24 protein-coding genes and 1 riboswitch are annotated in these 26339 nt (G+C 66.7%); of the genes, 11 read left to right on the top strand and 13 right to left on the bottom strand.

The window, feature by feature from the left end; translation table 11 throughout:
• Window positions 1-39 precede the first annotated feature (39 nt).
• The 3 genes from DB708_RS16455 (at window position 40) to DB708_RS16445 (ending at window position 2175) form a co-directional block, all read left to right on the top strand.
• Complete coding sequence (locus tag DB708_RS16455; protein ID WP_108923558.1) at window positions 40-429, top strand: nitroreductase family deazaflavin-dependent oxidoreductase; 390 nt, start codon at window positions 40-42, stop codon at window positions 427-429.
• Window positions 430-467: 38 nt separating this feature from the next.
• Window positions 468-800: a TfoX/Sxy family protein gene (locus DB708_RS16450; protein WP_108923556.1), complete on the top strand. Its 333-nt coding sequence runs from the start codon at window positions 468-470 to the stop codon at window positions 798-800.
• 142 nt (window positions 801-942) lie between these two features.
• Complete coding sequence (locus DB708_RS16445; RefSeq protein ID WP_108923554.1) at window positions 943-2175, top strand: NAD(P)/FAD-dependent oxidoreductase; 1233 nt, start codon at window positions 943-945, stop codon at window positions 2173-2175.
• On the opposite strand, the gene DB708_RS16440 is transcribed toward DB708_RS16445, so the two are convergent.
• From DB708_RS16440 to DB708_RS16430, 3 genes are all read right to left on the bottom strand, one after another.
• Window positions 2149-4272, bottom strand: coding sequence for an NAD-dependent epimerase/dehydratase family protein (locus tag DB708_RS16440; RefSeq protein WP_108923552.1), 2124 nt, complete (start codon window positions 4270-4272; stop codon window positions 2149-2151). The genes DB708_RS16445 and DB708_RS16440 overlap by 27 nt on opposite strands.
• 109 nt (window positions 4273-4381) lie before the next feature.
• Window positions 4382-5866: an acetyl-CoA acetyltransferase gene (locus DB708_RS16435; RefSeq protein ID WP_108923550.1), complete on the bottom strand. Its 1485-nt coding sequence runs from the start codon at window positions 5864-5866 to the stop codon at window positions 4382-4384.
• Between the two features lie 68 nt (window positions 5867-5934).
• Window positions 5935-8337, bottom strand: a complete 2403-nt coding sequence (locus tag DB708_RS16430; RefSeq protein ID WP_108924349.1) for a CaiB/BaiF CoA transferase family protein — start codon at window positions 8335-8337, stop codon at window positions 5935-5937.
• 125 nt (window positions 8338-8462) lie between these two features.
• On the opposite strand from DB708_RS16430, the gene DB708_RS16425 reads away from it, so the two are divergent.
• On the top strand, window positions 8463-9377 hold the full coding sequence (locus DB708_RS16425; protein ID WP_165839835.1) for an undecaprenyl-diphosphate phosphatase: 915 nt from the start codon (window positions 8463-8465) through the stop codon (window positions 9375-9377).
• Between the two features lie 4 nt (window positions 9378-9381).
• Here DB708_RS16425 and DB708_RS16420 read toward each other — a convergent pair whose 3' ends face one another.
• Window positions 9382-9960: a GNAT family N-acetyltransferase gene (locus DB708_RS16420; RefSeq protein ID WP_235616790.1), complete on the bottom strand. Its 579-nt coding sequence runs from the start codon at window positions 9958-9960 to the stop codon at window positions 9382-9384.
• Window positions 9961-9994: 34 nt separating this feature from the next.
• On the opposite strand from DB708_RS16420, the gene DB708_RS16415 reads away from it, so the two are divergent.
• The 3 genes from DB708_RS16415 to DB708_RS16405 are packed head-to-tail and all read left to right on the top strand — an operon-like array spanning window position 9995 to window position 14079.
• Window positions 9995-10843: an SDR family oxidoreductase gene (locus tag DB708_RS16415; RefSeq protein WP_108923547.1), complete on the top strand. Its 849-nt coding sequence runs from the start codon at window positions 9995-9997 to the stop codon at window positions 10841-10843.
• 46 nt (window positions 10844-10889) lie between these two features.
• A complete protein-coding gene (locus tag DB708_RS16410; protein ID WP_108923545.1) occupies window positions 10890-13268 on the top strand; it encodes a phosphoketolase family protein in 2379 nt (792 codons plus the stop codon).
• A gap of 37 nt (window positions 13269-13305) precedes the next feature.
• Window positions 13306-14079, top strand: a complete 774-nt coding sequence (locus tag DB708_RS16405; RefSeq protein WP_108924347.1) for a CPBP family intramembrane glutamic endopeptidase — start codon at window positions 13306-13308, stop codon at window positions 14077-14079.
• 6 nt (window positions 14080-14085) lie between these two features.
• Here the strand turns inward: DB708_RS16405 and DB708_RS16400 are convergent, their stop codons facing one another.
• From DB708_RS16400 to modA, 7 genes are all read right to left on the bottom strand, one after another.
• On the bottom strand, window positions 14086-15117 hold the full coding sequence (locus DB708_RS16400; RefSeq protein ID WP_409347601.1) for a zinc-binding alcohol dehydrogenase family protein: 1032 nt from the start codon (window positions 15115-15117) through the stop codon (window positions 14086-14088).
• Window positions 15118-15161: 44 nt separating this feature from the next.
• The gene (locus DB708_RS16395) at window positions 15162-15440 is read right to left on the bottom strand and encodes a GlsB/YeaQ/YmgE family stress response membrane protein (RefSeq protein WP_108923541.1); all 279 of its coding nucleotides are present in this window, start codon (window positions 15438-15440) and stop codon (window positions 15162-15164) included.
• A gap of 107 nt (window positions 15441-15547) precedes the next feature.
• Window positions 15548-15850, bottom strand: a complete 303-nt coding sequence (locus DB708_RS16390; RefSeq protein WP_108923539.1) for a GlsB/YeaQ/YmgE family stress response membrane protein — start codon at window positions 15848-15850, stop codon at window positions 15548-15550.
• Window positions 15851-15859: 9 nt separating this feature from the next.
• Window positions 15860-16885 carry an alanine and proline-rich secreted protein Apa gene (locus DB708_RS16385; RefSeq protein WP_108923537.1) on the bottom strand — a complete coding sequence of 342 codons (1026 nt, stop codon included), beginning with the start codon at window positions 16883-16885 and terminating at the stop codon, window positions 15860-15862.
• A 97-nt stretch (window positions 16886-16982) separates the two neighbouring features.
• On the bottom strand, window positions 16983-18107 hold the full coding sequence (locus DB708_RS16380) for a sulfate/molybdate ABC transporter ATP-binding protein (protein ID WP_108923535.1): 1125 nt from the start codon (window positions 18105-18107) through the stop codon (window positions 16983-16985).
• A 7-nt stretch (window positions 18108-18114) separates the two neighbouring features.
• Window positions 18115-18909: an ABC transporter permease gene (locus DB708_RS16375; RefSeq protein WP_108923533.1), complete on the bottom strand. Its 795-nt coding sequence runs from the start codon at window positions 18907-18909 to the stop codon at window positions 18115-18117.
• Window positions 18910-18913: 4 nt separating this feature from the next.
• A complete protein-coding gene (gene modA / locus DB708_RS16370; RefSeq protein WP_108923531.1) occupies window positions 18914-19699 on the bottom strand; it encodes a molybdate ABC transporter substrate-binding protein in 786 nt (261 codons plus the stop codon).
• 203 nt (window positions 19700-19902) lie between these two features.
• Between modA and DB708_RS16365 the strand changes: the two genes are divergently transcribed.
• The 3 genes from DB708_RS16365 to DB708_RS16355 all read left to right on the top strand — a co-directional run bounded on the left by DB708_RS16365 (window position 19903) and on the right by DB708_RS16355 (window position 23112).
• On the top strand, window positions 19903-20580 hold the full coding sequence (locus DB708_RS16365; RefSeq protein WP_108923529.1) for an SDR family oxidoreductase: 678 nt from the start codon (window positions 19903-19905) through the stop codon (window positions 20578-20580).
• Between the two features lie 46 nt (window positions 20581-20626).
• Window positions 20627-21547: an LLM class F420-dependent oxidoreductase gene (locus DB708_RS16360; protein ID WP_108923527.1), complete on the top strand. Its 921-nt coding sequence runs from the start codon at window positions 20627-20629 to the stop codon at window positions 21545-21547.
• A 176-nt stretch (window positions 21548-21723) separates the two neighbouring features.
• On the top strand, window positions 21724-23112 hold the full coding sequence (locus DB708_RS16355; RefSeq protein WP_108923525.1) for an NAD(P)/FAD-dependent oxidoreductase: 1389 nt from the start codon (window positions 21724-21726) through the stop codon (window positions 23110-23112).
• Here DB708_RS16355 and DB708_RS16350 read toward each other — a convergent pair.
• Together DB708_RS16350 and ureG are read right to left on the bottom strand one after the other, a co-directional pair.
• Entirely contained in the window at window positions 23109-23750 is a 642-nt protein-coding gene (locus DB708_RS16350) for an urease accessory protein UreD (RefSeq protein WP_201263536.1), read from the bottom strand. The genes DB708_RS16355 and DB708_RS16350 overlap by 4 nt on opposite strands.
• On the bottom strand, window positions 23740-24414 hold the full coding sequence (gene ureG, locus DB708_RS16345; RefSeq protein ID WP_108923523.1) for an urease accessory protein UreG: 675 nt from the start codon (window positions 24412-24414) through the stop codon (window positions 23740-23742). Before ureG ends, DB708_RS16350 begins: the two co-directional genes overlap by 11 nt.
• 186 nt (window positions 24415-24600) lie before the next feature.
• Window positions 24601-24663, top strand: a riboswitch (guanidine-III (ykkC-III) riboswitch).
• A 113-nt stretch (window positions 24664-24776) separates the two neighbouring features.
• Here ureG and DB708_RS16340 point away from each other — a divergent pair.
• Window positions 24777-25940, top strand: coding sequence for an agmatinase family protein (locus DB708_RS16340; RefSeq protein WP_108923521.1), 1164 nt, complete (start codon window positions 24777-24779; stop codon window positions 25938-25940).
• The last annotated feature ends 399 nt before the right edge of the window (window positions 25941-26339 follow it).

Below are 26339 nucleotides of genomic sequence, written 5' to 3'. Positions count from 1 at the left end.
AAGTGCAGCGTATTTGACGACCGATGCACAATGGGCGTTATGACCGACCTCGGCGATCTCAAACGGCAAGTAGTGCACCGCGTTCAACGACTGGTGGTCAATCCAGTAGGCCGGCAATTGCCGGTGACCATGCTCGAAACAACTGGCCGCAAGAGTGGCCAGCCACGACACACCCCCGTCGGCGGACGCGTGGTGGACAACAAGTTCTGGATGGTCTCCGAACACGGCGACCACTCGGACTACGTGCGCAACATCAAGGCCAACCCGGGCGTACGAGTGCGTCTCGGCGGTCAATGGCGCAACGGAACCGCTCACCTGCTGCCCGACGACGACGCGGTGCAGCGGCTGGGCAATCTGCCGCGGCTCAACAGCGCGGTGGTCCGCATGATGGGCAGCGAGCTGCTGACCATCCGGGTCGATCTGGACTGACCGGTCAGCGTGTCGGTGCGGGCGATTAGCGTCGACGCATGGCATACGACCTCGAACTCGCTAACCGGATCCGCGAGTTGCTGGCGGCGCAGCGCGGTGTCGACGAGAAGTGGATGTTCGGTGGACTCGCCTTCCTGGTCGGCGGACACCTGGCGGTAGCGGCCAGCGGCAAGGGCGGATTGATGGTGCGGGTGCCGCCCCAGGACACCGCCAAGCTGGTGGCTCGCGCCCACGTCAGCCCGATGGTGATGGCCGGCCGCGAAACCCGGGGCTGGTTGCGTGTCGACGCCGAGGGCGTGAAAACCAAACGCCAGCTTGCGAGTTGGGTTACCCGCGGTGTCGGGTACGCGCGCGGCCTGCCGCCGAAGTAAGCGAACCTGTTTGCCGGTGTGCGTGGCGGGTACGCGCCGATCTATGAGCAAGTCGCCCAGATCCCGCGGGTGTTGCCGCGGGATCTGGTGAGTTTGCCCGGCGCGAGTAGGGTGGAAATGCGACACGAACGGAGCAGCGAATATGGCCAGCTCGAATACATTCGTCATCGTCGGCGGTGGACTTGCCGGAGCAAAAGCTCTAGAAGCATTGCGCGACAACGACTTTGATGGGCAAATCCTTCTATTCGCCGACGAGACACATCTGCCCTACGAGCGACCACCGCTCTCCAAGGAGTATCTCGCCGGGAAGAAGTCGCTGACTGATTTCACGGTGCGCAACTCCGACTGGTACTTCGGCCAGAAGGTCGACTTGAGGCTGGGATCGCGGGTGTCCAGCTTGGACCCCGCCGCGCACACCGTCGAACTTCACGACGGCACCACGGCGAGCTACGACGAGCTGCTGCTGGCGACCGGGTCCGCATCGCGGCGCCCACCGATCCCCGGATCGGATGCCGACGGAGTTCACTACCTGCGGAGCTACGACGATGCGGAGCTACTGAATTCTGTGCTGACCGAAGGATCTTCGCTGGCCGTGGTTGGCGCAGGATGGATCGGCCTCGAGGTGGCCGCTGCTGCCCGCCAGCGGGGCGTCGCGGTGACCGTCGTCGAGGCCGCCAAACAACCGTTGGCGGCTGCGCTCGGTGAAACCGTCGGCGAAGTGTTCGCCAACCTGCATCGCGACCACGGGGTGGATTTGCGCCTGCAGGCACAGGTCGAAGAGATCTCCGTGGCGGACGGGACGGCCACCGGGCTGCGGATGCGCGATGGTTCGACCGTCGCCGCCGATGCCGTATTGGTGGCCGTCGGTGCCAAGCCGAACGTCGAACTCGCCGAGCAGGCCGGGCTGTCTATGGGTGATGGCGGCGTGCTCGTCGATGCGTCGCTGCGCACCAGCGACCCCGACATCTACGCGGTCGGTGACATCGCGGCCGCCGAGCATCCAGTGTTCGGCACCCGCATCCGCACCGAACACTGGGCCAATGCCCTCAAGCAACCCGCGGTGGCGGCGGCCGGAATGCTCGGCAAGCCAGGCGAATACGCGGAGCTGCCCTATTTCTTCACCGACCAGTACGACCTCGGGATGGAGTACGCCGGGCACGCACCCGACTTCGAGCGGGTGGTCTTCCGCGGCGACGTCGCCGGTCGTGAGTTCGTCGCATTCTGGCTCGGCGCTGGCAACCGGGTGCTGGCCGGGATGAACGTCAACATCTGGGATGTGCTCGACGACGTCAAAGCCCTGATCCGGTCCAAGGTGCGCGTCGACCCTGACAAACTGGCCGACCCGTCCTCACCCCTGGCTGATCTGCTGGCCTGACGGTCGGTCGACCGGTATCCAGTCGTGGTCGATGACTTCGGGCGGGTGCTGGGCCTGCAGGCGTTCCCGCTCGGCGCGGCGGCGTTTGATCCGCAACCGGGCATCGGACGGCATCGTGACCAGTTCATCGCAGGTCAGGTAATGCACGTCGTCGACGATATCGATCAGGTCGGCGTCGACCCGACGAGAGCCTAGCTCGCGCAACGTCATTCGAAGCTCATGTGTAAAACGCAGGGTGGTGTCGTGGGCGAGCTCGCGTGAAACACGCGCGTGGGTGGCGATCCGCTGGACCAACGTCGCCGGCGGGTCTGGCTCGGTCGGTGCGGCTGCCGTCTCGGCGGCCGCGGCCAGCAGCATCGCCGGGTTGTCGCTGAAGACCTGGCTGGCCAGCTCGGCGTCCCCGGGACCACGGTGCCCGATCCGGCCGATCGCGACGTCCAGCAGACCGGCGGTGGACGAAGACAACGCACGGATGCTGGCGAGGTTGCCTTCCTGTGCCATCGCACGCAGTGGCGGGTCTGCACGTAACGCGGCCGTCAGCTCGGCGATCTCGTCGGCGACGCGGTCGCTTTCCATGATCGCGCCCACCCCGGGCACGCGGGATCTCGCAGCGGTGTGCTCGAGCGCCGCCGCGGTGACACCGGCGTCGATCAACCACAGCGCCGTCAGAATCCAGCCTTGGTGAATCCGGTCCCGCAGCAGCCGCACCCGAACTCCGAGGCCTGCGTCGGGCAACAAGCCCAACTGCGTGGCGTCGGCATGTTCGACGTTCGAGACGGCGCTGTAGGAGCGCGTGTTGGCCTTGAGATGGCGCAGCAGAGCCAGCGATCGTGTCGTGGCCACCGCCTTGGCGACCGAACCGAGCGCTCCGCCGGCCAGCCGGGGCCGACCGAACGGCAGCACGTCCCCAACCTGCGGCTGATCGACCAACGCATTGCGGACCAGGGCCTTGTCATCCCAGCCGAGTAGCTGGTTGGCGGCGACGGCGTTGGCCGACACCCCGACATAGGGCCGATGACCGAACACCGCGATGGCCCTACTCCCCCATTCGTCATCCACCACGCCGCCCAGCGCCAGCGCCTGACCCATCACCCGGCTGGCGGTGCGCAGCCCGCTCAACTGGATATCCAGCGTTATCGGGGTCAGCGGGCCGGGCAGCGCTTCGGTGAGGCCGTTGGTGGCGAAGACCGGGAACCGCGGATCGATGCGGTCGTCGAACTCGCCCTCCACGCCCTCGGGAGCGGCGCTGCGCAACTCGTCAGACGGCGCGGGGCGCGGGACGACCTCCACGGGAAGCGCCATCTGTACGCCGTGGCTGATCGCGCCGTCGGCGGTGAGTCGGCGGCCGACGAGTCCCCGCGCGGTGTCGGCGACCGCATCGAACGCTGGCCAGCCGAACTCGAACATCCAACCTTCCTGTGCAGCAACGATATCCATTGGTGGAATCAGTGCTGACCAACCGCGAATCCGATGATTTCGGGACCGGGGGTCGACCGACCGCAGCAGCCGCCACGCGGTCACCACGTTGGTGGTGTCCGGGGTGGCTAGATCGACCACACCGGTGCGGTCGCTGTTCAGCGCCAACACCAGGAAGCGCACCAGGTCGTCCAGGTGCAGCACCCTCATCGGCTGCGACGAGACTTTGGCGCGCAGCAGTGTGGCCACGGTGCGGCACACCATCCAGTCGAGCTGGCGGCCCACCGGCGGCGCGATTCGGACGATCAGACTCGGGCCAAGGCTGCTGGATACCAGATCCTCGGCCGGTTGGTAAATCTCGCGGGCGCCTGCGGCTTGGGAGACGAACAGTAAGCGGGCACCGGCGCGGCCGGCCGTGTGCGTGACATGGGCCACCCCGGTGATGTCCGCGCTGCCCGGTGCGCTGGGATCGACCGGGGCCAGATGGATCACCGCGTCGGCCTCGTTGGCCAGTTCTTGCAGGACGGGGTCGCTCAGCGGTGCGCAGACGAATTCGACCGCTGGGTCCAACCGGGCGTCGGGGCGCTCAGAAATGCCCGTGACCGAATGCCCGGCAGCAATCAGCTGCCGTGCGACGAGCCTCCCGACTGTGCCGGTGGCGTCGGTAACCAGGATGTGCACCTGGGCTCACCTCCCCCAACGTCTGATTCGACAATATGCGCGCCACTATCACTGCGCGACTGTAACGCCGGTAACAGTGCTCTAGCCTCGAGATTTATTTCCCGCCGGCCTACTGCAGCGTGGCGCTGCCGTCCGCGGTGACGGCAACCTTTGCGCCACCGATGTCTTCACGAGTAGTCGTTTGCGCCGAGTCGGGGTCGGCGATGACCGCCAGCGCCCGGGACCCGCCGGGCGTGCGCACAGCAACGAAGGCTTTCTCCGGCCGCCCGTCGCGGTCAAACGGCGTCGTCCACGCTTCGACGGTGCCGACACCTTCCCACTGCACCAACGCCTCCCGGGTTGGCTCCCGCTCCACCGCGGATTGAGTGTTCTCCCAACGGAATTCGTTCGGTGGTTCGGTGCCGTAGACGCCGAAGCTGTGCTTGGTCAGGTAGCCGCCATTGGCGGTGATCAGGGCGCGCCGGCCGGGATTGGCCACCAGCAGTTCGGCGACCGTGGCGATCGAGTGCATCACGTAGTTGCTCCACGGGCCGCCGGCGAACGTCAACCCGCCGGTGACGGTCAGCGGCCGGGCGGGGTCGTCGGTGCTCAATCCCAGTTCGGCCGCCGCCACCTGAACGGCGGACGGGAAGCACGAATACAGGTCGACGTAGTCGACGTCGTCGATGTCGAGGCCGGCGAGCTCCAGTGCCCGCGCACCGGCGATCCGGATGGCCGTAGAGCGGTGCAGCTCGTAACGCTCGGCGATCGAAGGCGTGTCGTAGGCGTCGGTGCCGGCGTGCGGGTAAATCCACTGCTCGGCGGGGATCTGTAGCCGCTTGGCCTGCTCGACGGACGTCAGGATCAGCGCGGCGCCCTGATCGACCATGTTGTTGGAATTCATCAGCTTCGGGTACGGCCAACTGATCATCCGGTTCTGCGGGCCGGGCTCGCAGATCTGCGCTGCGGTCGCCGGTTTGCGGATCCACGCGTGCGGATTGCCGAGGGCGACGGCGTTGAAACGCGCCCACAGCTCGCCGACGCGATTGCGGTGGTCGGAAACCGACTCGCCGTTGGCGATGCGAAGCGACTGCTCGAACAGTGGATAGACGTAGGCCGGCCGGTCCAACTTGATCCGGATCTCGGCGTCGCCGGCCATCGGCACGTCCTCGCCGCTGACCCGCGCCATCGGCACGGATTCGTCCTGCGGCGTCCACTCGAGCCTGCTGCCTTTGGCCTTCAGTCCACGCCGGGTGCGCCAGGTTTCGGCGCCGGTAAGAAGCACCACCCCGGCGCGGCCCTGCTGGATGTCCAGGCACGCCTGGTTGAGCAGCGTCTGTGGCACGTTGCCGCCGACCGGGCTGTACAGCGTCGTGAACTTCGATGCGCCGATTCGCTCGCCGACCAGCAGCCCGGCGTCGCGGTAGGTCGCCGACAAGACGTTCACCACCCGAATGGAGTCCACGGCCTCGAGCACCCGGGTATCGGCGGCTTCGGCGGCGGCGGCGACCATCAGGTCGACAGGTTCGACCGAATGCGTTTCGGGGTCGATCTCGTCACGGTGATTGACCTGGCCGCAACCGATCAGCACCGGTGTTCTGGGGTCGACGGGCATAGCACGAATTTATCCTGGCGAAGACGCGGGCCCTGCTGGCGGCTCGGTGCCCAGGCGCGAGGGCCGGCTCAGGCCGTCGTGGCCGGCGCGAACAGCACCTGATCGGAGATCAGCCGGTCGATCTCCGCTGCGCTCATTCCCAGTAGTTTCCCGCAGAGTTCGCGGGTGTCCTGACCGGGCAGAGGCGCGGGACGTTGTGGGGCCGGCGGGATGTGGCGGAACAGCGCCGGGCCGGTCTCGGCCGGCAGCGGCCGCTCTACCAGGGGATGCGCCATGTCGCTGAGCAATTTTCGCTCGATCAGCTGCGGGTCCTGCAGAACGTCCGGCGGACGGTTCATCGGGCCGGCCGCAATCCCGGCCGCCTGCAGCGCTTCGGCGGCGTGCACCGGGGTGTGGGTGCGGGTCCAGCAGGAGACGAGCTCCACCAACTCCGCACGATGTGTGGCCCGCGACTCCCCCGTCGCGAAGCGCGGATCGTCGGCCAATTGCGGCTGCTGAAATATCGCAGTGGCACAACGCCATTCGTTGTCTGAACGGATCGAGATGGCGCACCACTCGTCATCACCGGCGCACGGGTAGACCGCGTGCACGCTGGTGTCATCGCTGACTTCGGCGACGCCGGCGCGTAACGCGGCCTGGGTGACGTACAGGGTGTCCAGCTGGTTGACGACGACCTCTGCCTGCGAGATGTGCACGTGCGCAGGGTCGCCGGTCCGGTCGCGCCGTATCAGTGCGGCAAGTGCGGCGATGGCGGTAACCCGCCCCACGACGTGGTCGGGGAAAATCGTCGTCGCGTCGTAGAACGCATGCCGCGCGCCGGCGGCACGCGCTTCCGCGGAAGCTTCCTCGGACGTCCAGAGACTGGTAACGCCGGTGGTGGCGCGGACCAACGGGCCGTAACCCATGCGTCTGCTCCACGGCCCCCGGTTTCCGAACGCACTGCTGCCCGCCAGCACGATCCGGGGGTTGCACTCGCGCAGTTTGTCGAAGGAAAACCCAAGCGAGGTAAGGGTTCCCGGCTTGAAATTGGCGAATACCGCGTCGGCCTCGGCGACCAGACGCGCGAAGATCTCCTTGCCCTGCTCGCTGCGCAGGTCGAGGCCCAGCGCCAAGTGGTTTCGGTGGGTCCAGGCGAACGACTCGCTCATCACGGCGCCGACGCGTGACTGGCGCAACCCGTCGGGGTAGTTCGCGCTTTCGACCTTGATGACCTGCGCACCCAGGTCCCCGAAGAGCCGGCTGAGCTCGCCGCCGGCGACGATGACGCCCAGATCGAGGATCCGCAGGTCTTTGAACGGGTATTCGCCGGGCTGGCCCGTCGGAGATGCTGCCACTGGGTCGGCTAGCCAGCGCGGCTCGTCCGCCCCGGCGGCCGGGGCCCGGGTCCGGAAGCCGGAGCGCTCGTCGTCGACGACGAAGTATCCGGTCGGCACGTCGGTGTGCACCCCGGCGACCAGCTCGGCATTGATGATCGCGCCGACGGCCTGGAAGTGTTCGGAGGCCAGGATCCGCGACGGCGTTAGCACCGCCGAGATGGGGACTCCGTGTGCCTGCCCCTGCGCGACCAGCTGCTTCATCGTCTTGTCGGCGAACAGCGCATCGACAAGCACGCTGATCTGCGGCCACGCGGCGAATCGGGCACCGAGCGTGTCGTACTCGGCGTCCTGGAATTCCTCCGGCTCCCCCAGCCAGCGGCGCAGACCGCGCCACTGCCGGGGCGCCATCACGCAGAGCCTGACGTAGCCGTCCTGGCACGGGCAGATCGGGTAGGGGTCCTGATTCTTCGGGCGGCCCCGCCACGCGCTGCTGCGCTGTCCGGCGGTGGCCTGACCGTGCGCGCCGAAGGCCGGGTCGAGCGCCATGACGACCGCGTCGAAGCGCGAGAAATCAATGTAATCGCCTGTGCCGCAACGTAGTCTGTCGTAGTATGCGACGAGTGCGGCCCAGGTCGCTTGCACGGCGGCGGTAGCCGAGGCGATGCCGTCGGGCGGCAACACCGGGGTGCCGGTCGTCGGTCCGGACCGCGACAGCGAACCCGACATCGCGAACAGCACGGGGTCGGTCGCGCGCCACGAACTGCGCGGACCGGTCGTGCCGAAGTCGCTGATCGACAGCGCGACCAGGTGCGGGTAGCGATCCGCCAGCTGGGCACACGTGGTCCCGAACGCCGCGGCCTGACTTGCCGGGCCGGCGTCTACCACGATGTCGGCGTCCCCGACGAGCTCGAAGAACGTGCGGCGGTCGTCGTCGTCGAGCGGGTTGCACACCACGCTTCGCTTGTTGGCGTTGTGCACGGCGAATGGGATGCCGGCGCCGGCCAGTGTCGGGCGGTCGTCGCGAGCCGGGCTGCCGCCCGGGGGCTCTACCTTGACGACGTCGGCCCCCAGGTCTGCGAGCAGGCGGGTCACCGCATCGGTGACCCCGCCCGACAAGTCGAGGACGCGCACCCCGGCGAGCAACCTGTCGGCCATCCGCCCACCGTACCGGTCGGCCGTGACCAAATGCACAGCCGCTCAACCTGGTTCGGATGGGGATTGCCGACCGGCTACGCTCCGTAGTTTGTTGTCCGACGCGCAGGAATGGAGAGACCGGGCTCGTGAGTGCGCACTTGAGTTACGTCGAAGCTCTTTTGGTCGGCGCCGCCCAGGGTGTGACCGAGCTGTTCCCGGTCTCCAGCCTCGGGCACTCGATTTTGGTGCCGGCGCTGGTCGGTGGCCAATGGGCCCGCGACTTGGACGTCGCCGCACCCCAGTCGCCGTACCTGGCGTTCATCGTGGGCTTGCACGTTGCCACCGCCGCCGCGCTGCTGGTGTTCTTCTGGCGAGACTGGCTGCGCGTGCTGGACGGATTCGTATCCTCGGTGCGACATCGCCGAATCCAGACCATCAACGAGCGGTTGGCCTGGCTCATCGTGGTCGCCACCATCCCGGTGGGCCTGGCTGGTCTGTTCCTGGAAAAGCTGTTTCGGACCACGCTGGGCAAACCGATTCCCGCAGCGGCCTTCCTGCTGCTCAATGGAATTGCCCTGTACGCGGGCGAGCTGCTGCGCCGCCGCCGCGCGGCCGCGCCAGATCCCGATGTTGCCGACGACCGAGCCGTGCACACCGGCGAAGCCGTCGACCACCGGCTTGCCGAGGTGCCGCTGCGCCGTGGCCTTTTGATCGGCAGCGCTCAGATCCTGGCGCTGCTACCCGGCATCAGCCGCTCCGGCATCACGATCGTGGCGGGCCTGTGGCGCGGCCTGTCGCACGAAGACGCCGCCCGCTTCTCGTTCCTGCTGGCGACGCCGATCATCCTGGCCGCCGGGGTGTACAAGATCCCCGATCTGTTCGGGCCGCTGGGCGCCGGGATCGGCGGCCAGGTCCTGGCCGGCAGCCTCGCCTCGTTCATCTCCGCCTACCTGGCTGTCCGCTACCTCACCCGGTACTTCGAAACCCGCACCCTCATCCCGTTCGCCATCTACTGCGCGCTGTTCGGGGCCGGGAGCCTCGCCTGGTTGACCCTGCGCTAGTCCGCTAAAGCGTGCATCGATACCGCACTTCGTCGACCGGCTCGTCGCCGTAGACCGAGGTGCGGTGTGTCCCGTCGCACCCCCAACCGTCGCGTTCGTAGAACCGGCGCGCGCGGGCATTGCCGTCCAGCACCCACAGCGCGGCGTTCGAAACGCCAACCCGGCGCAGCCGAAGCCGCGCGGCGGTCATCAACAAGCGGCCGACGCCGCTGCGCAGATATGGCGGATCGACGTAGATCGCCATCAGCTCACCGAAATTCGACAAGTCGCCGTCGCGGCAAAGACCGGTGGTGACTAGGCCGCACACCGTCGAGCCCTCGACCGCGACCTGGGTGGACGGTAGCGCAAACCCCATCCGGCCAAAGGTGTATCTGGTGGCCCAGGCTTCCGGCTCGAGGCCGTCGAGGTACTCCTGCGCGAGCAGCCCTTGGTAGGCCCATTGCCAAGACCGGATGTGTACGCCAGCCACGTCATGCGCATCGGCCGGGACGGCTCGTCGCACGCTGGGCATATTTGCAGTATCGACTCCGCTGCGCGGGACCCGGCAGCCGCCGTTGATGTTGCGCGCTCGGCGGGCCGTCATTGCGCCACCCGAAGCCGAGTGTTGTGCTTAGCGGATGGCAGACACGGCATCCATCGGCCTCAAAGTTCAGGGCAAGGTCGTCGTGATCACCGGCGGTGCACGGGGAATCGGCCTGGCCACCGCGACCGCCCTGCACAACCTGGGCGCCAAGGTCGCGATCGGGGACATCGATGAGGTCAGGGTCAAGGAGTCCGGCGCCGCGCTCGGCCTCGACGTTTACGGGAAACTCGATGTCACCGATCCGCACTCGTTCTCGGAATTCCTCGACGAGGTCGAGCGCCAGCTCGGCCCGATCGACGTGCTGGTCAACAACGCCGGCATCATGCCGATCGGCCGCGTCATCGACGAACCGGACGCCGTGACCCGGCGGATTCTGGACATCAACGTCTACGGCGTGATCCTGGGCAGCAAGCTGGCGGCGCAGCGCATGGTCCCCCGCGGATCCGGACACGTCATCAACGTCGCCTCCCTGGCCGGCGAGATCTACTCCGTCGGACTGGCGACCTACGGCGCCAGCAAGCACGCCGTGATCGGCTTCACCGACGCCGCCAGGCTGGAGTACCGCCCGGCCGGAGTGAAGTTCTCGATGGTGTTGCCGACGTTCGTGAACACCGAACTCGTCGCGGGTACCGCGGGCATGAAGGGATTCAGAAACGCCGAGCCGTCCGACATCGCCGACGCGATCGTCGGGCTCGTCGCCCGCCCTAAGCCCCGGGTGCGCGTCACCAAGGCGGCCGGCGCGCTGATCGCCTCGCAGAAGTTCCTGCCCCGCGTGGTCTCCGAAGGGCTGAACCGCGTCATGGGTGGCGAGCATGTCTTCACCGATGACATCGACGTCGAAAAGCGCCAGGCCTACGAGTCCCGTGCTCGCGGCGAGGAGTGACTTTCGCTCCTAGCGGCGTCCATCGGCGGCGCGGACAATCGGGCAAGTGAGCCTGCAGACCCCGACAACCGCGCCAGAGGTACTCTCCGACGACGAACTCACCCTGATCGACAAGTATTGGCGCGCCGCCAACTATCTGTCGGTCGGGCAGATCTATCTGCTGGACAACCCGCTGCTCGCCGAGCCGCTGGCGGCCGAACACGTCAAGCCCCGGCTGCTCGGGCACTGGGGCACCACCCCGGGGCTCAACCTCGTCTATGCGCACCTGAACCGGATCATCCGCAACCGCGACGCCAGCGTCATCTACGTCACCGGGCCGGGCCACGGCGGCCCCGGCCTGGTGGCCAACGCCTATCTCGAAGGCACCTACACCGAGGTGTATAGCGGTATCGGCGAGGACACCGAGGGCATGCGCAGGCTGTTCCGCCAGTTCTCCTTCCCCGGCGGCATCCCCAGCCAAGTGGCCGCCCAGACTCCGGGATCCATCCACGAAGGCGGCGAACTCGGCTATGCGCTGGTGCACGCCTTCGGGGCGGCGTTCGACAACCCCGATCTGGTGGTCGCGTGCGTGATCGGTGACGGCGAGGCCGAGACCGGGCCGCTGGCGGCCGGCTGGCACTCGAACAAATTCCTCAACCCCGCCGTCGACGGGGCGGTGCTGCCGATCCTGCACCTCAACGGCTACAAGATCGCGAACCCGACCGTGCTGGCCCGCATCCCGCACGCCGAACTCGAATCGCTGTTGCGCGGCTACGGATACCGGCCGATCACGGTCGCCGGCGACGATCCGGCCGCCGTGCACCGCGAGCTGGCCGCCGCGCTCGACGACGCCTTCGACGACATTGCCGGCATTCAGAGCGCGGCGCGGGGCGGCACCACGACCAACCGTCCGGTATGGCCGATGATCGTGCTGCGCACGCCGAAAGGCTGGACGGGGCCCAAGGAGGTCGACGGCAAGCACGTCGAGGGGACCTGGCGCGCACACCAGGTGCCTCTCTCCGAGACGAAGGACAACCCCGCGCACCGCGCGCAGCTGGAAGAGTGGCTGCGCAGCTATCGGCCCGAGGAGTTGTTCGACTCCCACGGTGTGCTGCGTTCGGAGCTGCGCGAGCTGGCGCCGAAGGGCCGGCGACGGATGAGCGCCAACCCGCACGCGAACGGCGGCCTGCTGCTGCGCGAGCTGGACCTGCCGGACTTCCGCGACTACGCGGTGCCGGTCGAAAAGCCGGCCTCGTCTACTCATGAGGCCACCCGGGTGCTGGGGACCTTCCTGCGCGACGTCATTATGGGCAACCCGGACCGCTTCCGGCTGATGGGGCCCGACGAAACCGCGTCCAACCGGCTCTCGCCCGTGTTCGAGTCCACCGGCAAGGTGTGGCTTTCGCGGACCGAGCCCGATGACGAAGGCCTTGCGCCGGATGGCCGCGTGATGGAGGTGCTCTCCGAACACCTGTGCCAGGGCTGGCTGGAGGGTTACCTGCTGACTGGGCGGCACGGGCTGTTCAACTGCTACGAGGCGTTCGTGCACATCGTCGACTCGATGCTCAACCAGCACGCGAAATGGCTGTCCACCAGCCGCGAACTGCCCTGGCGGCAGCCGATCGCGTCGCTCAACTACCTGTTGAGCTCGCACGTGTGGCGCCAGGACCATAACGGCGCCTCGCATCAGGACCCCGGATTCATCGACCTGGTCGCCAACAAGCGCGCCGAGATCGTGCGGGTGTACCTGCCGCCGGATGGCAACACGCTGCTGTCGGTGGCCGACCACTGCCTGCGCAGCCGCGACTACATCAACGTCATCGTCGCCGGAAAGCAGCCCGCGCTGGCCTACCTCGACATGGACTCCGCGATCGCGCACTGCACCCGCGGCCTGGGAATCTGGGAGTGGGCCAGCACCGCGACCGGCGAACCCGACGTGGTGCTGGCCTGCGCCGGGGATATCCCCACCCAGGAGACGCTGGCCGCCGCCGACATCTTGCGCCGTGAATTGCCCGACCTGGCGGTGCGGGTGGTCAACGTCGTCGACCTGATGCGCCTGCAGCCGGATTCTGAGCATCCACATGGCTTGCCCGACAAAGAATTCGACGCATTGTTCAGCCGCGACAAACCGGTCATCTTCGCCTACCACGGCTATCCGTGGCTGATCCACCGCCTGAGCTATCGCCGCACCAATCACGCGAACATCCACGTGCGCGGGTTCAAAGAGCGGGGCACTACGACGACGCCGTTCGACATGGTGATGCTCAACGACCTCGACCGATTTCACCTGGTCATGGACGTCATCGACAGGGTCGGCGGATTGGCGGGCCGGGCCGCGTTGCTGCGGCAGCGAATGGTCGACGCGCGGCTGGACGCCCGCCGCTACACGCGTGAGCACGGCGAAGACGACCCGCGCATCGCGCACTGGACCTGGGATTCCAGGTGACCTGCGCGACGAGGACGCGCAGGTAAACTCGGCGACGATGTCTGAGCACGCTGCAACAGCCTTCGACGCCGTTGACCTCCACCCGGTGGTGTCGCAATTGTCGGCACTGCACCGGCTGAGGCTGTACTTCGACATCGCCGTCGTGGTCGCGGTGCTGGTGCTGACGAACCTGATCGCGCACTTCACCACGCCATGGGCGAGTGTCGCGACCGTGCCGGTGGCTGCCGTCGGGCTGGTGGCATTGATGCGCACCACCGGTCTGGACTGGGTCGACCTGGGCCTGGGCCGCGAGCACTGGAAGTCTGGCCTGGGCTATGCGCTGGCCGCCGTAGCCGTCGTGGCGTCGGTCATCGCGGTCGGCGTGCTGCTGCCCACGACGCGGCCGATGTTCCTGAACAACCACTACGCGACGGTCTCCGGTGCGCTGATCGCCTCGATGGTCATCATTCCGCTGCAAACCGTGATCCCCGAGGAGCTGGCTTTCCGGGGTGTGCTGCACGGCGCGCTGCATCGGGCTTGGGGATTTCGCGGGGTCGCACTCGTTGGCTCGTTGCTGTTCGGTCTGTGGCACGTCGCCACGTCACTCGGGCTGACCAGCAGCAACGTCGGCTTTACCCGGCTGTTCGGCGGCGGCTTCTTCGGAATGGCGGCCGGGGTGGCCTTGGCGGTGCTGGCCACGGGCAGTGCGGGTTTCGTCTTCAGCTGGTTGCGTCGGCGCAGCGGCAGTCTGATCGCTCCGATCGCACTGCACTGGTCATTGAATGGACTGGGCGCGCTGGCGGCGGCCCTGGTCTGGCATCTGTCGAACTGAGTCTGGCTACACCAGCAGCACCGCAGCCCCGGAGATGCGGCCGGCACTGAGATCGGCCAGCGCCCGATCGGCTTGCCCGAGTGGATATTCCGGCGTCGTTACCTCGATGCGATGGCGCGCCGCGAAGGCGAGAAACTCCCGCGCGTCGGCCCGGGTGTTCGACGCGACCGAACGAATCTGGCGCTCCTGGAACAGGTGACGCTGATAGTTCAGGGGCGGGATATCCGACAGATGTATCCCGGCGATCGCCAAGGTGCCGCCGCGATCCAGCGCTTCGCAGGCGGGCAGCACCAGTTCGCCGACCGGGGCGAACAGGATTGCGGCATCCAGTGGTGCCGGCGGTGGATCCGCGGCACCCTGAGCGGACGCGGCGCCAAGCTCGAGTGCGAGCTCGCGCGCCCGCTCGCCGCGGGTCATCACGTGTACTTCGGCGCCCTGCGCCAACGCGACCTGTGCGGTGATGTGCGCGCTACCGCCAAAACCGTAGATGCCCAGCCGGCCACCCGGCGGCAGCTCGGCGCGCAGCAGCGAGCGGTATCCGATGATGCCGGCGCACAACAGCGGGGCGAGTACGCTGTCGGTGTAGCCGTCCGGCAGTTGATGCGCGAAAGCCGCTGGAACAGTAGCGAATTCAGCGTAACCGCCGTCGGCATCCCAGCCGGTGTAGCGGGACTGCGGACACAGGTTCTCGTCGCCGCGCCGGCAGTATGTGCACACACCGCAGGTGTCGCGCAGCCAGGCGATGCCCACCCGATCGCCCACCCGGAAGCCGGCATCGGCGTTGACCTCTGAGCCGACCTCGACGACCTCCCCCACGACTTCGTGGCCGGGGGTGACGTGCTCGCGGTGCACCGGGAGGTCGCCCTCGGTGACGTGCAGGTCGGTGCGGCATACGCCGCAGGCGCGCACGGCCACCAGCAACTCCCCGGGTGCGGGCCGCGGTACGTCGTCAGTGACTCGCTCCAGCGGGTCGGTATCCATCGGGCCGGGCCGGCGCACCCGCCACGCATTCATCGTGGTGGTCGCCGCTGAAGCCATCACCCAATCATGCCCCTATTGGCATGACCGCAAAGGCGTTGTGCCTACAACGTCTTGGTGCGCGAGGTGGCGAACTTGAAGATCAACAACAGGATCACCGCCCCGACCAGTGCGCCGAGGAACGAATGCTCGATCGGTGGGGTGATGGTGAACTGATGCGGTGGGAAGACGACGCTGCCCAGTGTGCCGCCGACATACGAGCCGACGATGCCGAGCAGCACGGTTGCGACCCACCCCATCGGTTGCTTGCCCGGCACCAGGAGACGGGCAATCAGGCCGACGATGAGGCCCAAGACAATTAGCCAGATGATGTGCATAACCACGATCGGCTCCTTCGAGTATTGACCGCTGGAGGGACCTGGAAGGTATACCCGAAAGAGGTCGGGTCAACCGCATCGCCGATTCGCGACTTGCCTTGGCGGGGCGGCGCTTAGCGGGGCTTTCGCACCTTGCCCACGATCCAGAGCAGGATCACCGACCCCAGCAGCGCGGTGAAGAAGGTAAACCATTTGCGGCCATGTTCCACGTCGAAGTCCAGCCAGGTGAGCAGCATCCCGCCGATGAAGCCGCCGATGACGCCGACGACGATGTTCAGCAAGATGCCGACGCCGCCGCCTTTGACGATCTTGCCCGCGACCCAGCCGGCGATTCCGCCGATGACGAGGTAGGCGAGCCAACTCACCGCAGTCGGCGGTGAAAGGGCCAGGTACTGGGAAGCTGCCAGGACGGCCATGTTTGTCGATCAGGCGGTAAACGACGTCCGCTGCGGCAACGGGCTCGGCGTAGGAGTGACCTCGCCGGCGGGTGCCTGGCCTGGTGCCGGAGCCGGCGCGGGGGCGCCGGGAGCTCCCGGCGCCGGTGCACCCGGCGCGGGCGGCGGTGCGGCCGGTGCGGTGAACGGCAGGATCGACTCGGCCAGTGCTTTGGCCCCGACCTTGTCTACCGGGTTGTTGCCGGTCCCGAGCCACACCACAAACCAGCGCTGGGGTGGTCCACCGGCACTGGCCGCATTGGGCGCGCTGACAACCCCAGTCCAGATCTGCCCGTTCGGCTTGCTCGGGTCGCTGAATTTCACCTCGTAGAACGACGCGCTTCCGGTGATTCCGTTGGCGCCGGTGAGCGGAGTGGATTCCTGGTTGATCCGGGTGCCCGGATACGGCATGAAGAACTCACCCATGTCCGAGCCCAGCCGGACCGCCGCCTTGCCGTCGTTGGCTTCGGCACTGGCGTAAAGCTTTTGGTCCAGTCGCCCCATCACGATGCGCGTGTCGTTCGCGACCGGTGCCGGCTGATTGGGCGCCGGCGGCGGGCCGGTCATCTTGCTGAGCAGCGCCGAGCCGTAGTCGAGGTGGGACGCGTCCGATTCGGCCCAGCCGCCGGGAAGCAGATAGGTGAACCCGCCGACGGCGTTGGGGATGCGGGCAGCGTTCGGGTCCACGGGCGGGGGCGCGTTCGGGTCGACTGGCGGCGGTACCGGCGCGTTGGGGTCGACCGGTGGGGGCGGCGGCACGGGCGCGTTCGGGTCGCCCACTGCGGGCTGCCCGGCAGGCGCCGGGGCACCCGCCGCGGGAGGCGCCGTCGTGGGTGCCGGAGCGGCGGCCGGGGCGGGCGCGGTCGTCGTTGCCGGAACCGGAGTCGGCACTTCGGGGTCGGCCTTCGCGGGGGCCGGCAACGCGAAGGTGACGGCACTGGCAGTGGTCACCGTGGCGATCGCCAGCGTCGCCCACAGACCTTTGCGACGTGTCGAGTTTGAGTCCACCTGATCCATGGCGACGAACCTACCGTGTTAGCGCGGCGACGCAAGGATGCCTTGCTGAGGGTTTTCCCGATGTTGCCGGAGCGCAACTTTTCCAAGTCTGTGCAGTTCATCCCGGGTGGGTGCGTCGCGGCCCCGCCGGATACAACGTCACTTCGAGAGCTTTGACGGAAAACCAGACCCGGTCCCCCGGTGTCAGCTGCAGTTCGGCGGCAGCGTCGACGGTGATCTCGGCGGCTAGCCCGGGGGCCCCACCGGGCTGCTCCTGGCCACGCAGCATGACCGCGGGCCCGCGGATGTCCAGCTCCGCCAGGGTGACTTCGACGCTGTTGCGAGGACTGCCGTGCGGCTGTTCGCGATAGACGGCGACCGCCGTCGGCGGGAATACCGCGATCGCGTCCTGCCCGTTGGTCAGCTCGGCGCCCAGCTGCTGGGCCGCGGTCCCGTACCAATGCTCGCCGGAGCGGGCCAGCAGCGCGCCGCCCGGCCCGATGGTCCCGTTGATCAGGTTGACGCCCGCGATGCGGGCCCCGAAATGGCTGCGCGGCGTGGTCAACACCTCGGGCACCGGCCCGACTTCGGCGATCTTCCCGGACTCGAGCACCAGCGCCCGATCGGCCAGGGTGAACACGTCAAGCAGGTCGTGGGTTATCAGGATGACCGCGCAGCCGCTGCGCGCGACCACGCTGCGCAGTACCGCGCGGATGGCCGCGGCCGCACCGACGTCCAGGCCGGTCAGCGGCTCGTCGAGCAGCAGCACCTCGGGCTCGGCGGCCAGCGCCCGCGCGATCGCCACCCGCTGCGCCTGACCGCCGGACAGTTGCCGCGGTTTCCGGTCGGTAAACTGCTCGGCATCCACTTCGCGCAGCCAGCGCAGCGCCGTCTGCTTCTCCTTAGCGCGCGCGGAGCGAAAGACGCCGCGGCGGCTGTGCGGTCCGAACGCCACATTGGCCGCGACGCTCAGGTGCGGGAACAACAACGGGTCCTGCAGTAGCAGCCCCACCCGGCGGTCGTGCGTCGCCACGTGCACCCCGGCTGTGGTGTCGGTCAACACCCGATCCCCCAGCCGCACCACGCCCGCATCGGGGTGAATCAGCCCGGCGATGACATGCAGTGCGGTCGATTTACCCGCGCCGTTGGGTCCGAGCACCGCGAGTACCTCGCCGGCGGACACCGAGAACTCGACATCCAACTGGCGGTCTGCCACGACCGCGCGGAGCCCTAACTCGCTCACTTCCCCACTACCTCGCGTCTGTTCCGGTCAACCGTCGAGCGCCCAAACCGAGCACCACCAGCGCAGCCACCGCGACAAGCAGAATCGACAGCGCCACAGCGGCATTGGCGTCGGTCACCCGCTGCAGATAGATCTCCAGCGGCAGGGTGCGGGTGACGCCTTCCCGCGAACCCGCGAAGGTCAGCGTCGCGCCGAACTCCCCCAATGACCGGGCGAACGCCAGCACCGCGCCGGACATCAACCCCGGCAGCAGCAGCGGCAGCGTGACCCGCCACCACACCGTGCTGGGCCGCGCGCCGAGCGTGGACGCGACCACCTCGAAATCGGATCCCGCGGTGCGGGCCGCGCCCTCGAGCGAGATCACCAGAAACGGCAACGAGACGAAGGTCTGCGCCAGCACCACGGCGGTCGTGCTGAAGGCGATGTTGATCCCGGCGGCCTCCAGGTACTGCCCGATCAATCCGAGCCGGCCGAACGCGTAGAGCAGCGCGATCCCGCCCACCACCGGCGGCAGCACCAGCGGCAGCAGGATCAGCGGCCGCATCAGCCGGACCAGCCGTGCGGTGCTGCGGGCCAGCACCAGCGCCATCGGCACGCCCAGCAGCACGCACAGCACGGTGCTGGCGGTCGCGGTCTTCAGGCTCAGCAGCAATGCCGTCTGCGACGATGAGCTGGTGATCAGCGACCAGAAATTCGGCCAATCGACCTTGATCGCGATCGCCAGTAGTGGCAACACCACGAAAGTGGCCCCCACGGCGGCAGGGACAAACACCCATCGGGGCAGATTCGTGGGCTGACGCACGAGGTCAGGGCTTTGCGAAGCCCGCTTGAGCCAGGGTTTTCTGACCCGCATCCGACGTCACCAGGGCGACGAATTTTTGCGCTGTCGTCGCCTGGGGTGCCTTCTTCAACACCCCGATGGGATAGACGTTGACTGCACCGGAGGCCTCGGGGAAGTTGACGGTTGCCACCTTGTCTTTGGCATTTTTCGCGTCCGTGACGTAGACCAGTGCGGCATCGGCTTGTCCGGTGGTGACCTTGTTGAGGACATCGCTCACGCTGGGTTCCTCACTGACCGGGTTGAGATGCACTCCGGTGCTGTTTTCAATGCGCTGGGTCGCGGCTCCGCAAGGCACCGGCTGCTGGCAGGTCACCACGCTGATTCCCGGCTTGGCCAGGTCGGCGAAGGAACCGATCTTCTTCGGGTTGCCCGCCGTGGTCACGATGACCAATGTGTTGGCGGCGAAGTTGGCCGGATTCCCGGCCAGCAACCCGGCCTTGACGACGATGTCCATCTGCGCGGTGTCCGCCGACGCGAAGACGTCGGCGGTCGCACCCTGGGTCAGCTGGGTGGCGAGTTCGGAGGAACCCGCGAACTCGAATTCCACACCGCTACCGGGGTTGTCGGTCTTGAACTGCTGACTGATCTGGGTAAACGCGGGCTTGAGCGAAGCCGCGGCGAAGACGACGATCGAGCCGGCGGCCGGCGGCGTTTGGCCCGGTGACGACGATGGGGCTTTCGGGCCGCAGGCCACCAATCCCGCGATGAGCATCGTCGATACCAACCCGGCCAGGATCCCGATCCGATGCATGGTCAGACCCTAGCTTGCAGATGGTTAAGCAGTGATGGCCAAAGAGTTATCGAAATTTGTCCGCGCGTCGCGGCGTCCTTAGTTTCCCCTTAGAGCTACTGTCCAGTAACATCGACGTAGATCGACGCCATCGCACGCTGAGATCCCGGACATCGCTCCTGCCGTGTGCAGGGTCTGGGTTCAACGTTGAACACGAGGAGGTCATGGCAGTGGAGGTGCTGGTCACCGGCGGCGACACGGATCTGGGGCGGACAATAGCCGAGGGCTTCCGCGATGACGGTCACAAGGTGACCCTCGTGGGTGCACGGCGCAGCGATCTCGAGGTCGCCGCCAAAGAGCTGGACGTCGACGCGATCGTCTGCGACACCACCGACGCGGCCAGCCTCGAAGAGGCCCGTGGGTTGTTCCCCCATCACCTCGACACCATTGTCAACGTGCCGGCCCCCAGCTGGGATGCCGGCGACCCCCGCACTTACTCAATGGCTGACACTGCCAACGCGTGGCGCAACACCCTCGACGCGACCGTGCTGTCAGCGGTGCTGACGGTGCAAGCAGTCGGTGACCACATACGCTCCGGTGGGTCCATCATCAGCGTCGTGCCGGAAAACCCGCCCGCCGCCAGCGTCGAGGCCGCGATCAAAGCGACGCTGTCGGGCTGGATTGTTGGGCAGGCCGGTGTTTTCGGCACCCGCGGCATCACCGTGAACGCCGTGGCGAGCGGCCGCAGCACCCAGGCCGGATACGAAGGCCTTTCGCGCACATCGCCTTCCGTCGCCGACGAGGTTGCCCGGTTGGCGATGTTCCTCTCCACTCCGGCGGCCCGCCACATCACCGGCCAGACGCTGCACGTCAGCCACGGCGCGCTCGCGCGTTTCGCCTAGAGCGTATTTCGTTTCATTTCCATAGCCGCTCGCTACGGTAGGAGCCGTGGCTATTCGGCTTGGTCTGCAGATAGCGAGCTTCTCCTACGGCACCGGGGTGGACGAACTCTTCCCGGCGGTGATCGCTCAGGCGCGCGAGGCCGAAGCGGCGGGCTACGACTCGCTGTATCTGATGGACCACTTCTACCAATTGCCGTCGTTGGGGTCGCCCGACCAGCCAATGCTGGAGGCCTACACCGCCCTGGGTGCGCTGGCCACCGCTACCGAACGGATTCAGCTGGGGACCCTGGTCACCGGAAACACGTACCGGAACCCCGCGCTGCTGGCCAAAATCCTCACCACGCTGGATGTGGTCAGCGCCGGCCGGGCGATTCTGGGCATCGGCGCCGGCTGGTTTGAGCTCGAGCACCAGCAGCTCGGTTTCGAGTACGGCACTTTCAGCGAGCGGTTCGACCGGCTCGACGAGGCGCTGCAAATCATCCTTCCGATGCTCAAGGGTGAGCGCCCCACGTTCTCGGGAAAGTGGTACAACACCGAATCCGCACTAGCCAACCCGCGCTACCGGGACAGCATCCCGGTCATGGTCGGCGGCGGTGGCGAGAAGAAGACCTTCGCGATCGCGGCGCGCAACGCCGACCACCTCAACATCATCGCGGGCCTCGACGAACTGCCCGGCAAGTTGAAGGCGCTGGCTGACAGGTGTGACGAGGCGGGCCGCGACCGTTCGACACTCGAGACCACCGCGTATCTGACGATCATCTTCAGCGAGGACATCAAGCTGGACCACATTCCCAACGCGCCAGGGTTTCTGGTGGTGGGCAACCCGCAGAGCGTCGCCGAGCAGATCAAGACTAAGGTGATCGACGCCGGCATCGACGGTGTGGTCATTAGCCTCGCCGGGCATGGGTATACCCCAGGTGTCATCACGACTGCCGCCGAGGCGCTGCGGCCACTGCTCGGTATGTAATCGGGGTCGCATTCGGCGCCGGACATGACGCGAATCACGTTGGCGTGACCAGGGCCGACGGGATGATGTGGTTGATTGCACAGGCTTACGACCTGGGTATCGCGGCAGCGCGTTGACTACCGTAGTAGCTAACTGAATCCGTGCGACATGAAGCCCCACCAGGAGCATCCAGAGTAATGAGCCCTCAGCAGGAAGCCACAGCTGAACCGAAGCGACGGCACCGAGTTGTCATCATCGGGTCGGGATTCGGCGGGCTCAATGCGGCAAAGAAACTCAAACGGGCCGACGTCGACATCAAGTTGATCGCCCGCACCACGCATCACTTGTTTCAGCCGTTGCTCTACCAAGTCGCCACCGGAATCATCTCCGAGGGTGAGATCGCTCCCCCGACCCGGGTTGTCCTGCGCAATCAACGCAACGTCCAGGTGCTGCTCGGCAACGTCACCCACATCGACCTGGCCAATCAGTGCGTCGTCTCGGAGTTGCTGGGCCACAGCTACGACACTCCCTACGACAGCCTGATCGTCGCCGCCGGCGCCGGCCAGTCGTACTTCGGGAACGACCACTTCGCCGAATTCGCGCCCGGTATGAAGTCGATCGACGACGCGCTCGAGCTGCGCGGCCGCATTCTGAGCGCCTTCGAGCAGGCCGAGCGGTCGAGCGATCCCGAGCGCCGTAAGAAGCTGCTGACCTTCACCGTCGTCGGGGCCGGCCCCACCGGCGTCGAAATGGCCGGGCAGATTGCAGAATTGGCGGAATACACCTTGAAAGGCGCTTTCCGCCACATCGATTCGACCAAGGCGCGGGTGATTCTGCTCGACGCCGCGCCGGCGGTGTTGCCGCCGATGGGCGAAAAGCTCGGTGAGCGAGCAAAAACACGGCTGGAGAAGATGGGCGTCGAGATCCAACTGGGCGCCATGGTCACCGACGTGGACCGCAACGGCATTACGGTCAAGGATTCCGACGGCACCGTCCGGCGCATCGAATCCGCTTGCAAGGTCTGGTCCGCCGGTGTGCAGGCCAGCCGATTGGGTCGTGACATCGCTGAACAGTCGCCCGCCGAACTCGATCGGGCCGGACGGGTCAAGGTGCTGCCCGACCTGTCGGTACCCGGATACCCCAACGTGTTCGTTGTCGGCGACATGGCCGCGGTCGACGGAGTGCCAGGAGTCGCGCAGGGCGCGATTCAGGGCGCCAAGTACGTGGCCGGCGCGATTAAGGCAGAGCTCGACGGGGCCGACCCCACGCAGCGCGAGCCGTTCCAATACTTCGACAAGGGCTCGATGGCCACGGTGTCGCGATTCTCGGCGGTGGCCAAGATCGGACCGCTGGAATTCAGCGGCTTTATCGCCTGGCTGATGTGGTTGGTCCTGCACCTGGTGTATCTGATCGGGTTCAAGACCAAGATCACCACGCTGCTTTCGTGGACGGTGACGTTCCTGAGTACACGGCGTGGCCAGCTGACGATCACTGATCAGCAGGCTTTTGCCCGGACACGGCTCGAACAGCTGGCCGAAATGGCTGCCGAAGCCCGCGAGTCAGAGACCGCCCGAGCCGCCAGTTAGCCGACCAGCCGGTCGGCCTGCCACGTGCTGAGCGTCCCGCCGCCCGCCAACTCGAGTACGGTGGATGCGCCGGGCATGTCAGTGAATTCTGTTGCTGGGTAGCGTAATTCGCTGATCGTTGCCCGTGGAGCCGCAATGCTGTCGTCGGCGACCGACCCGGCGCCCAATTCCATCCGGTGCCGCAACAGCGGGTGATCGTTCCGGTCGGCTCGCAGCGATCCGGACCAGAAGCCTTCGCGCTCGTTGCATCGGCCGATCTGTACACGCTCGCGGAAGCGGATGCGGCCGTCGTCGCGCAGGACCAACGTCGCCGCCGACACATGTCGGGCATCGGCAGCCACCACGGTCGGTTCGAGATCGAGGTCGAGAGTTCCGCTCACTTGGATGTCCCAACACGCATGCGACGTAGGGGTTTTCGCGCCGGGCAGGGCCAGGGTGGCGGCCGCGCTGCGCAGCTTCAACACGCCACCGGTTTCGACGATGACCCGGATGGTGATGGTGTCCCCGCCCAACGGGGTGGCGGCCGCCGACACCAGATGCACGGTGTCGGGCCCGGTGCAGCGGGCCTGGATACCGCCGCTGCACTGGATGCGCGGCAAGCGATCGCTGGATGCGATCAGTAAAACCTCAGAGTGCATAGGCGGCGAGCTGCGAGTGCACCCACGCCAGCACTTCGGTGGCGGCCGGATCCCTGGTCAGGGACTGCAGTACCGTGGGGCGGCCATCACGCACCGTGTCGGCATCGCGCGCCATCACATCCAGGTCGGCACCCACCAGCGGGGCGAGGTCAGTCTTGTTGACGACCAACAGATCCGAGTAGGTCACACCTGGGCCGCCCTTGCGCGGCACCTTGTCGCCGCCGGCCACGTCGATGACGAAAATCTGGACGTCCACCAAGCCGGACGAGAATGTCGCGGTGAGGTTGTCGCCGCCGGACTCGACCAAGATCAGGTCCAGCGCTTCGTGGGCGGCGATCAAGTCGTCGATCGCGTCGAGGTTCGCGGTGATGTCATCGCGAATCGCGGTGTGCGGGCAGCCACCGGTCTGCACGGCCGCGATCCGATCGATCGGCAGTACCGCGTGCTTGCGCAGGAAGTCGGCGTCCTCGGTGGTGTAGATGCCGTTGGTCAGCACCGCCACCGAAAGCTCGTCGCGCAGCTGGCGGCACAGCGCGGCGACCAGCGCGGTCTTTCCGGAGCCGACCGGGCCGCCGACGCCGATGCGCAGCGGCTCCCCCGGCTGGCGGACGCGCTTTGGCCGATCGACCTGTGGATGCGGATGGCTGTGGGAATGTGTTGGCATGTCGTGTCTTTCGAAGGCAATTAACAGTCGCTCGCGTTCGGCATGGTGTTATGCCAGCGTATAGGCCAAAAGATGGCTCGTTTTGTTCAGGTAGGCATACATCGGCAGTCATTCCCCAGGAAAGTCACAGCCGTCTGACGGCTAGCAAAAGCGTAAGTCCGAGGCAAAGCAGGTAGCTTGAATCGTGGCGCGCCGAGACGGCCGCCCGGACGAGTTCGCCGTACCCGGAGAGCGACAAGACGGTGACCGCGGGATGCCTAGCGCGCCGGTCAACCGAATACCATCGTTGAACTCTTCTTTCGTTTGATCCTGGTCGTCGGGGCATCCTCCACCGTGAGTTGGTACTCGACGAGAGGAAAACGATGATCAATCCGTTCGCCGGCCACGCCGATATTCCTAATCGTGAAGGTGCCTGGGCACAGCAGGCCGAAGCCGAGCTGTCGACCCGGCGCCACCAGGAAGAGATCGAGCGCTGCCTTTCCCATGGGCTGGAAGCGGCCCCCACCATCAACGACCGCACGCTGTCTACTTTTTCCCGCGGCGAGCTACCGCATTTCGCCGGGGAACGCGGAACATTTCTGAAGTGCCCGTTCCTGGAGGACGTGCACGACGTGGGGGACGCCGAGGTGGCCGTCTTCGGCGCGCCGCTGGACGCGGGGACCACCTACCGACCGGGTACTCGGTTCGGGCCGATGGGAATCCGTCGCTCCACCAACCTGTTTGGCACCTATTGCTACGAGCTTGGTGTCGACCTCCGAGAGCAGCTCAACATCGTCGACATCGGCGACGTAGTCACCATTCCCGCCAACATCGAGAAGTCGTTCGACCAGATCAGCACGGCGATGTCGCATGTGGTCTCCCAGGGTGTGTTCCCGGTGATCCTGGGTGGCGATCACTCCATTGGCTTCCCGACGGTGCGCGGTCTGGCTCCGCACATGGACGGCAACGTCGGCATCATCCACTTCGACCGCCACGTCGATACGCAGGAAACCGACCTGGACGAGCGGATGCACACCACGCCGTGGTTCCACGCCACCAACATCAAGAACGCACCGGCCACCAACCTGGTACAGATCGGCATCGGCGGATGGCAGGCGCCGCGCGCGGGCGTCCAGGTAGGCCGGCAGCGTGGCAGCACCGTCATCACCGTCGGGGATGTCGAGCGCGTCGGGATTGAGAAGATCGCCGAAACCGCCTTGGAAATCGCGTGGAAAGACGCCAAGGCGGTCTATCTGTCGTTCGACATTGACGTGATCGACGCCGGATTCGTGCCTGGCACCGGTTGGCCCGAGCCGGGCGGTTTGCTGCCGCGCGAAGCGCTCAACCTGATTCGGCTGATCTCCGAACCCGGGCTCAACGGCATCGAGGTGGTGGAGTGCTCGCCACCCTACGACTGGGCGGAGCAGACCGCGCTGCTGAGCAGCCGGGTCATCCTGGATAGCTTGGCCGTGATGGTGCGGGCGGGCAAACTCGGCAAAAAACCGGCCGCGCTGAAGCGCCAGGCGTGGGGACCCTACGCCGACTAGTGATCCCCTCGATTGCGTATGAAGATCCGCTGCCGGATCAACGATGGCCGCAGCTTTGTGGGTGCGAGGGGGTGCGCGCCCATTTGCGTTCACCTCCCGGCAATCGGCTGAGCTATGAGCAGTGATTATGCTGCCGACCGGAATCATGGTGACTGAATTGCCTGTTTTCGCCTAACCCGGCTACTTCGGGCCCGTGGTTCCAGAGGCTTCGGGATACGCGCCAGTGAGTGAATAACTCAGTGGCTGTCTAGCAAACTATTAAAATAGCCGTTCGGGCTGCGCAAATTCTCCGCGATGTGCTCCGTCCCCGGTCGAACGGGCGCGTTGCTCCCGGTCAAAGCTGGAGCTTAATAGCCATTACGCCACCGGTGACGCGCCGCCAGCGGGTCGCAACACCGA

Source organism: Mycobacterium montefiorense, assembly GCF_003112775.1.
Taxonomy (GTDB): domain Bacteria; phylum Actinomycetota; class Actinomycetes; order Mycobacteriales; family Mycobacteriaceae; genus Mycobacterium; species Mycobacterium montefiorense.
This window is presented reverse-complemented; position numbering and strand designations above follow the sequence as displayed.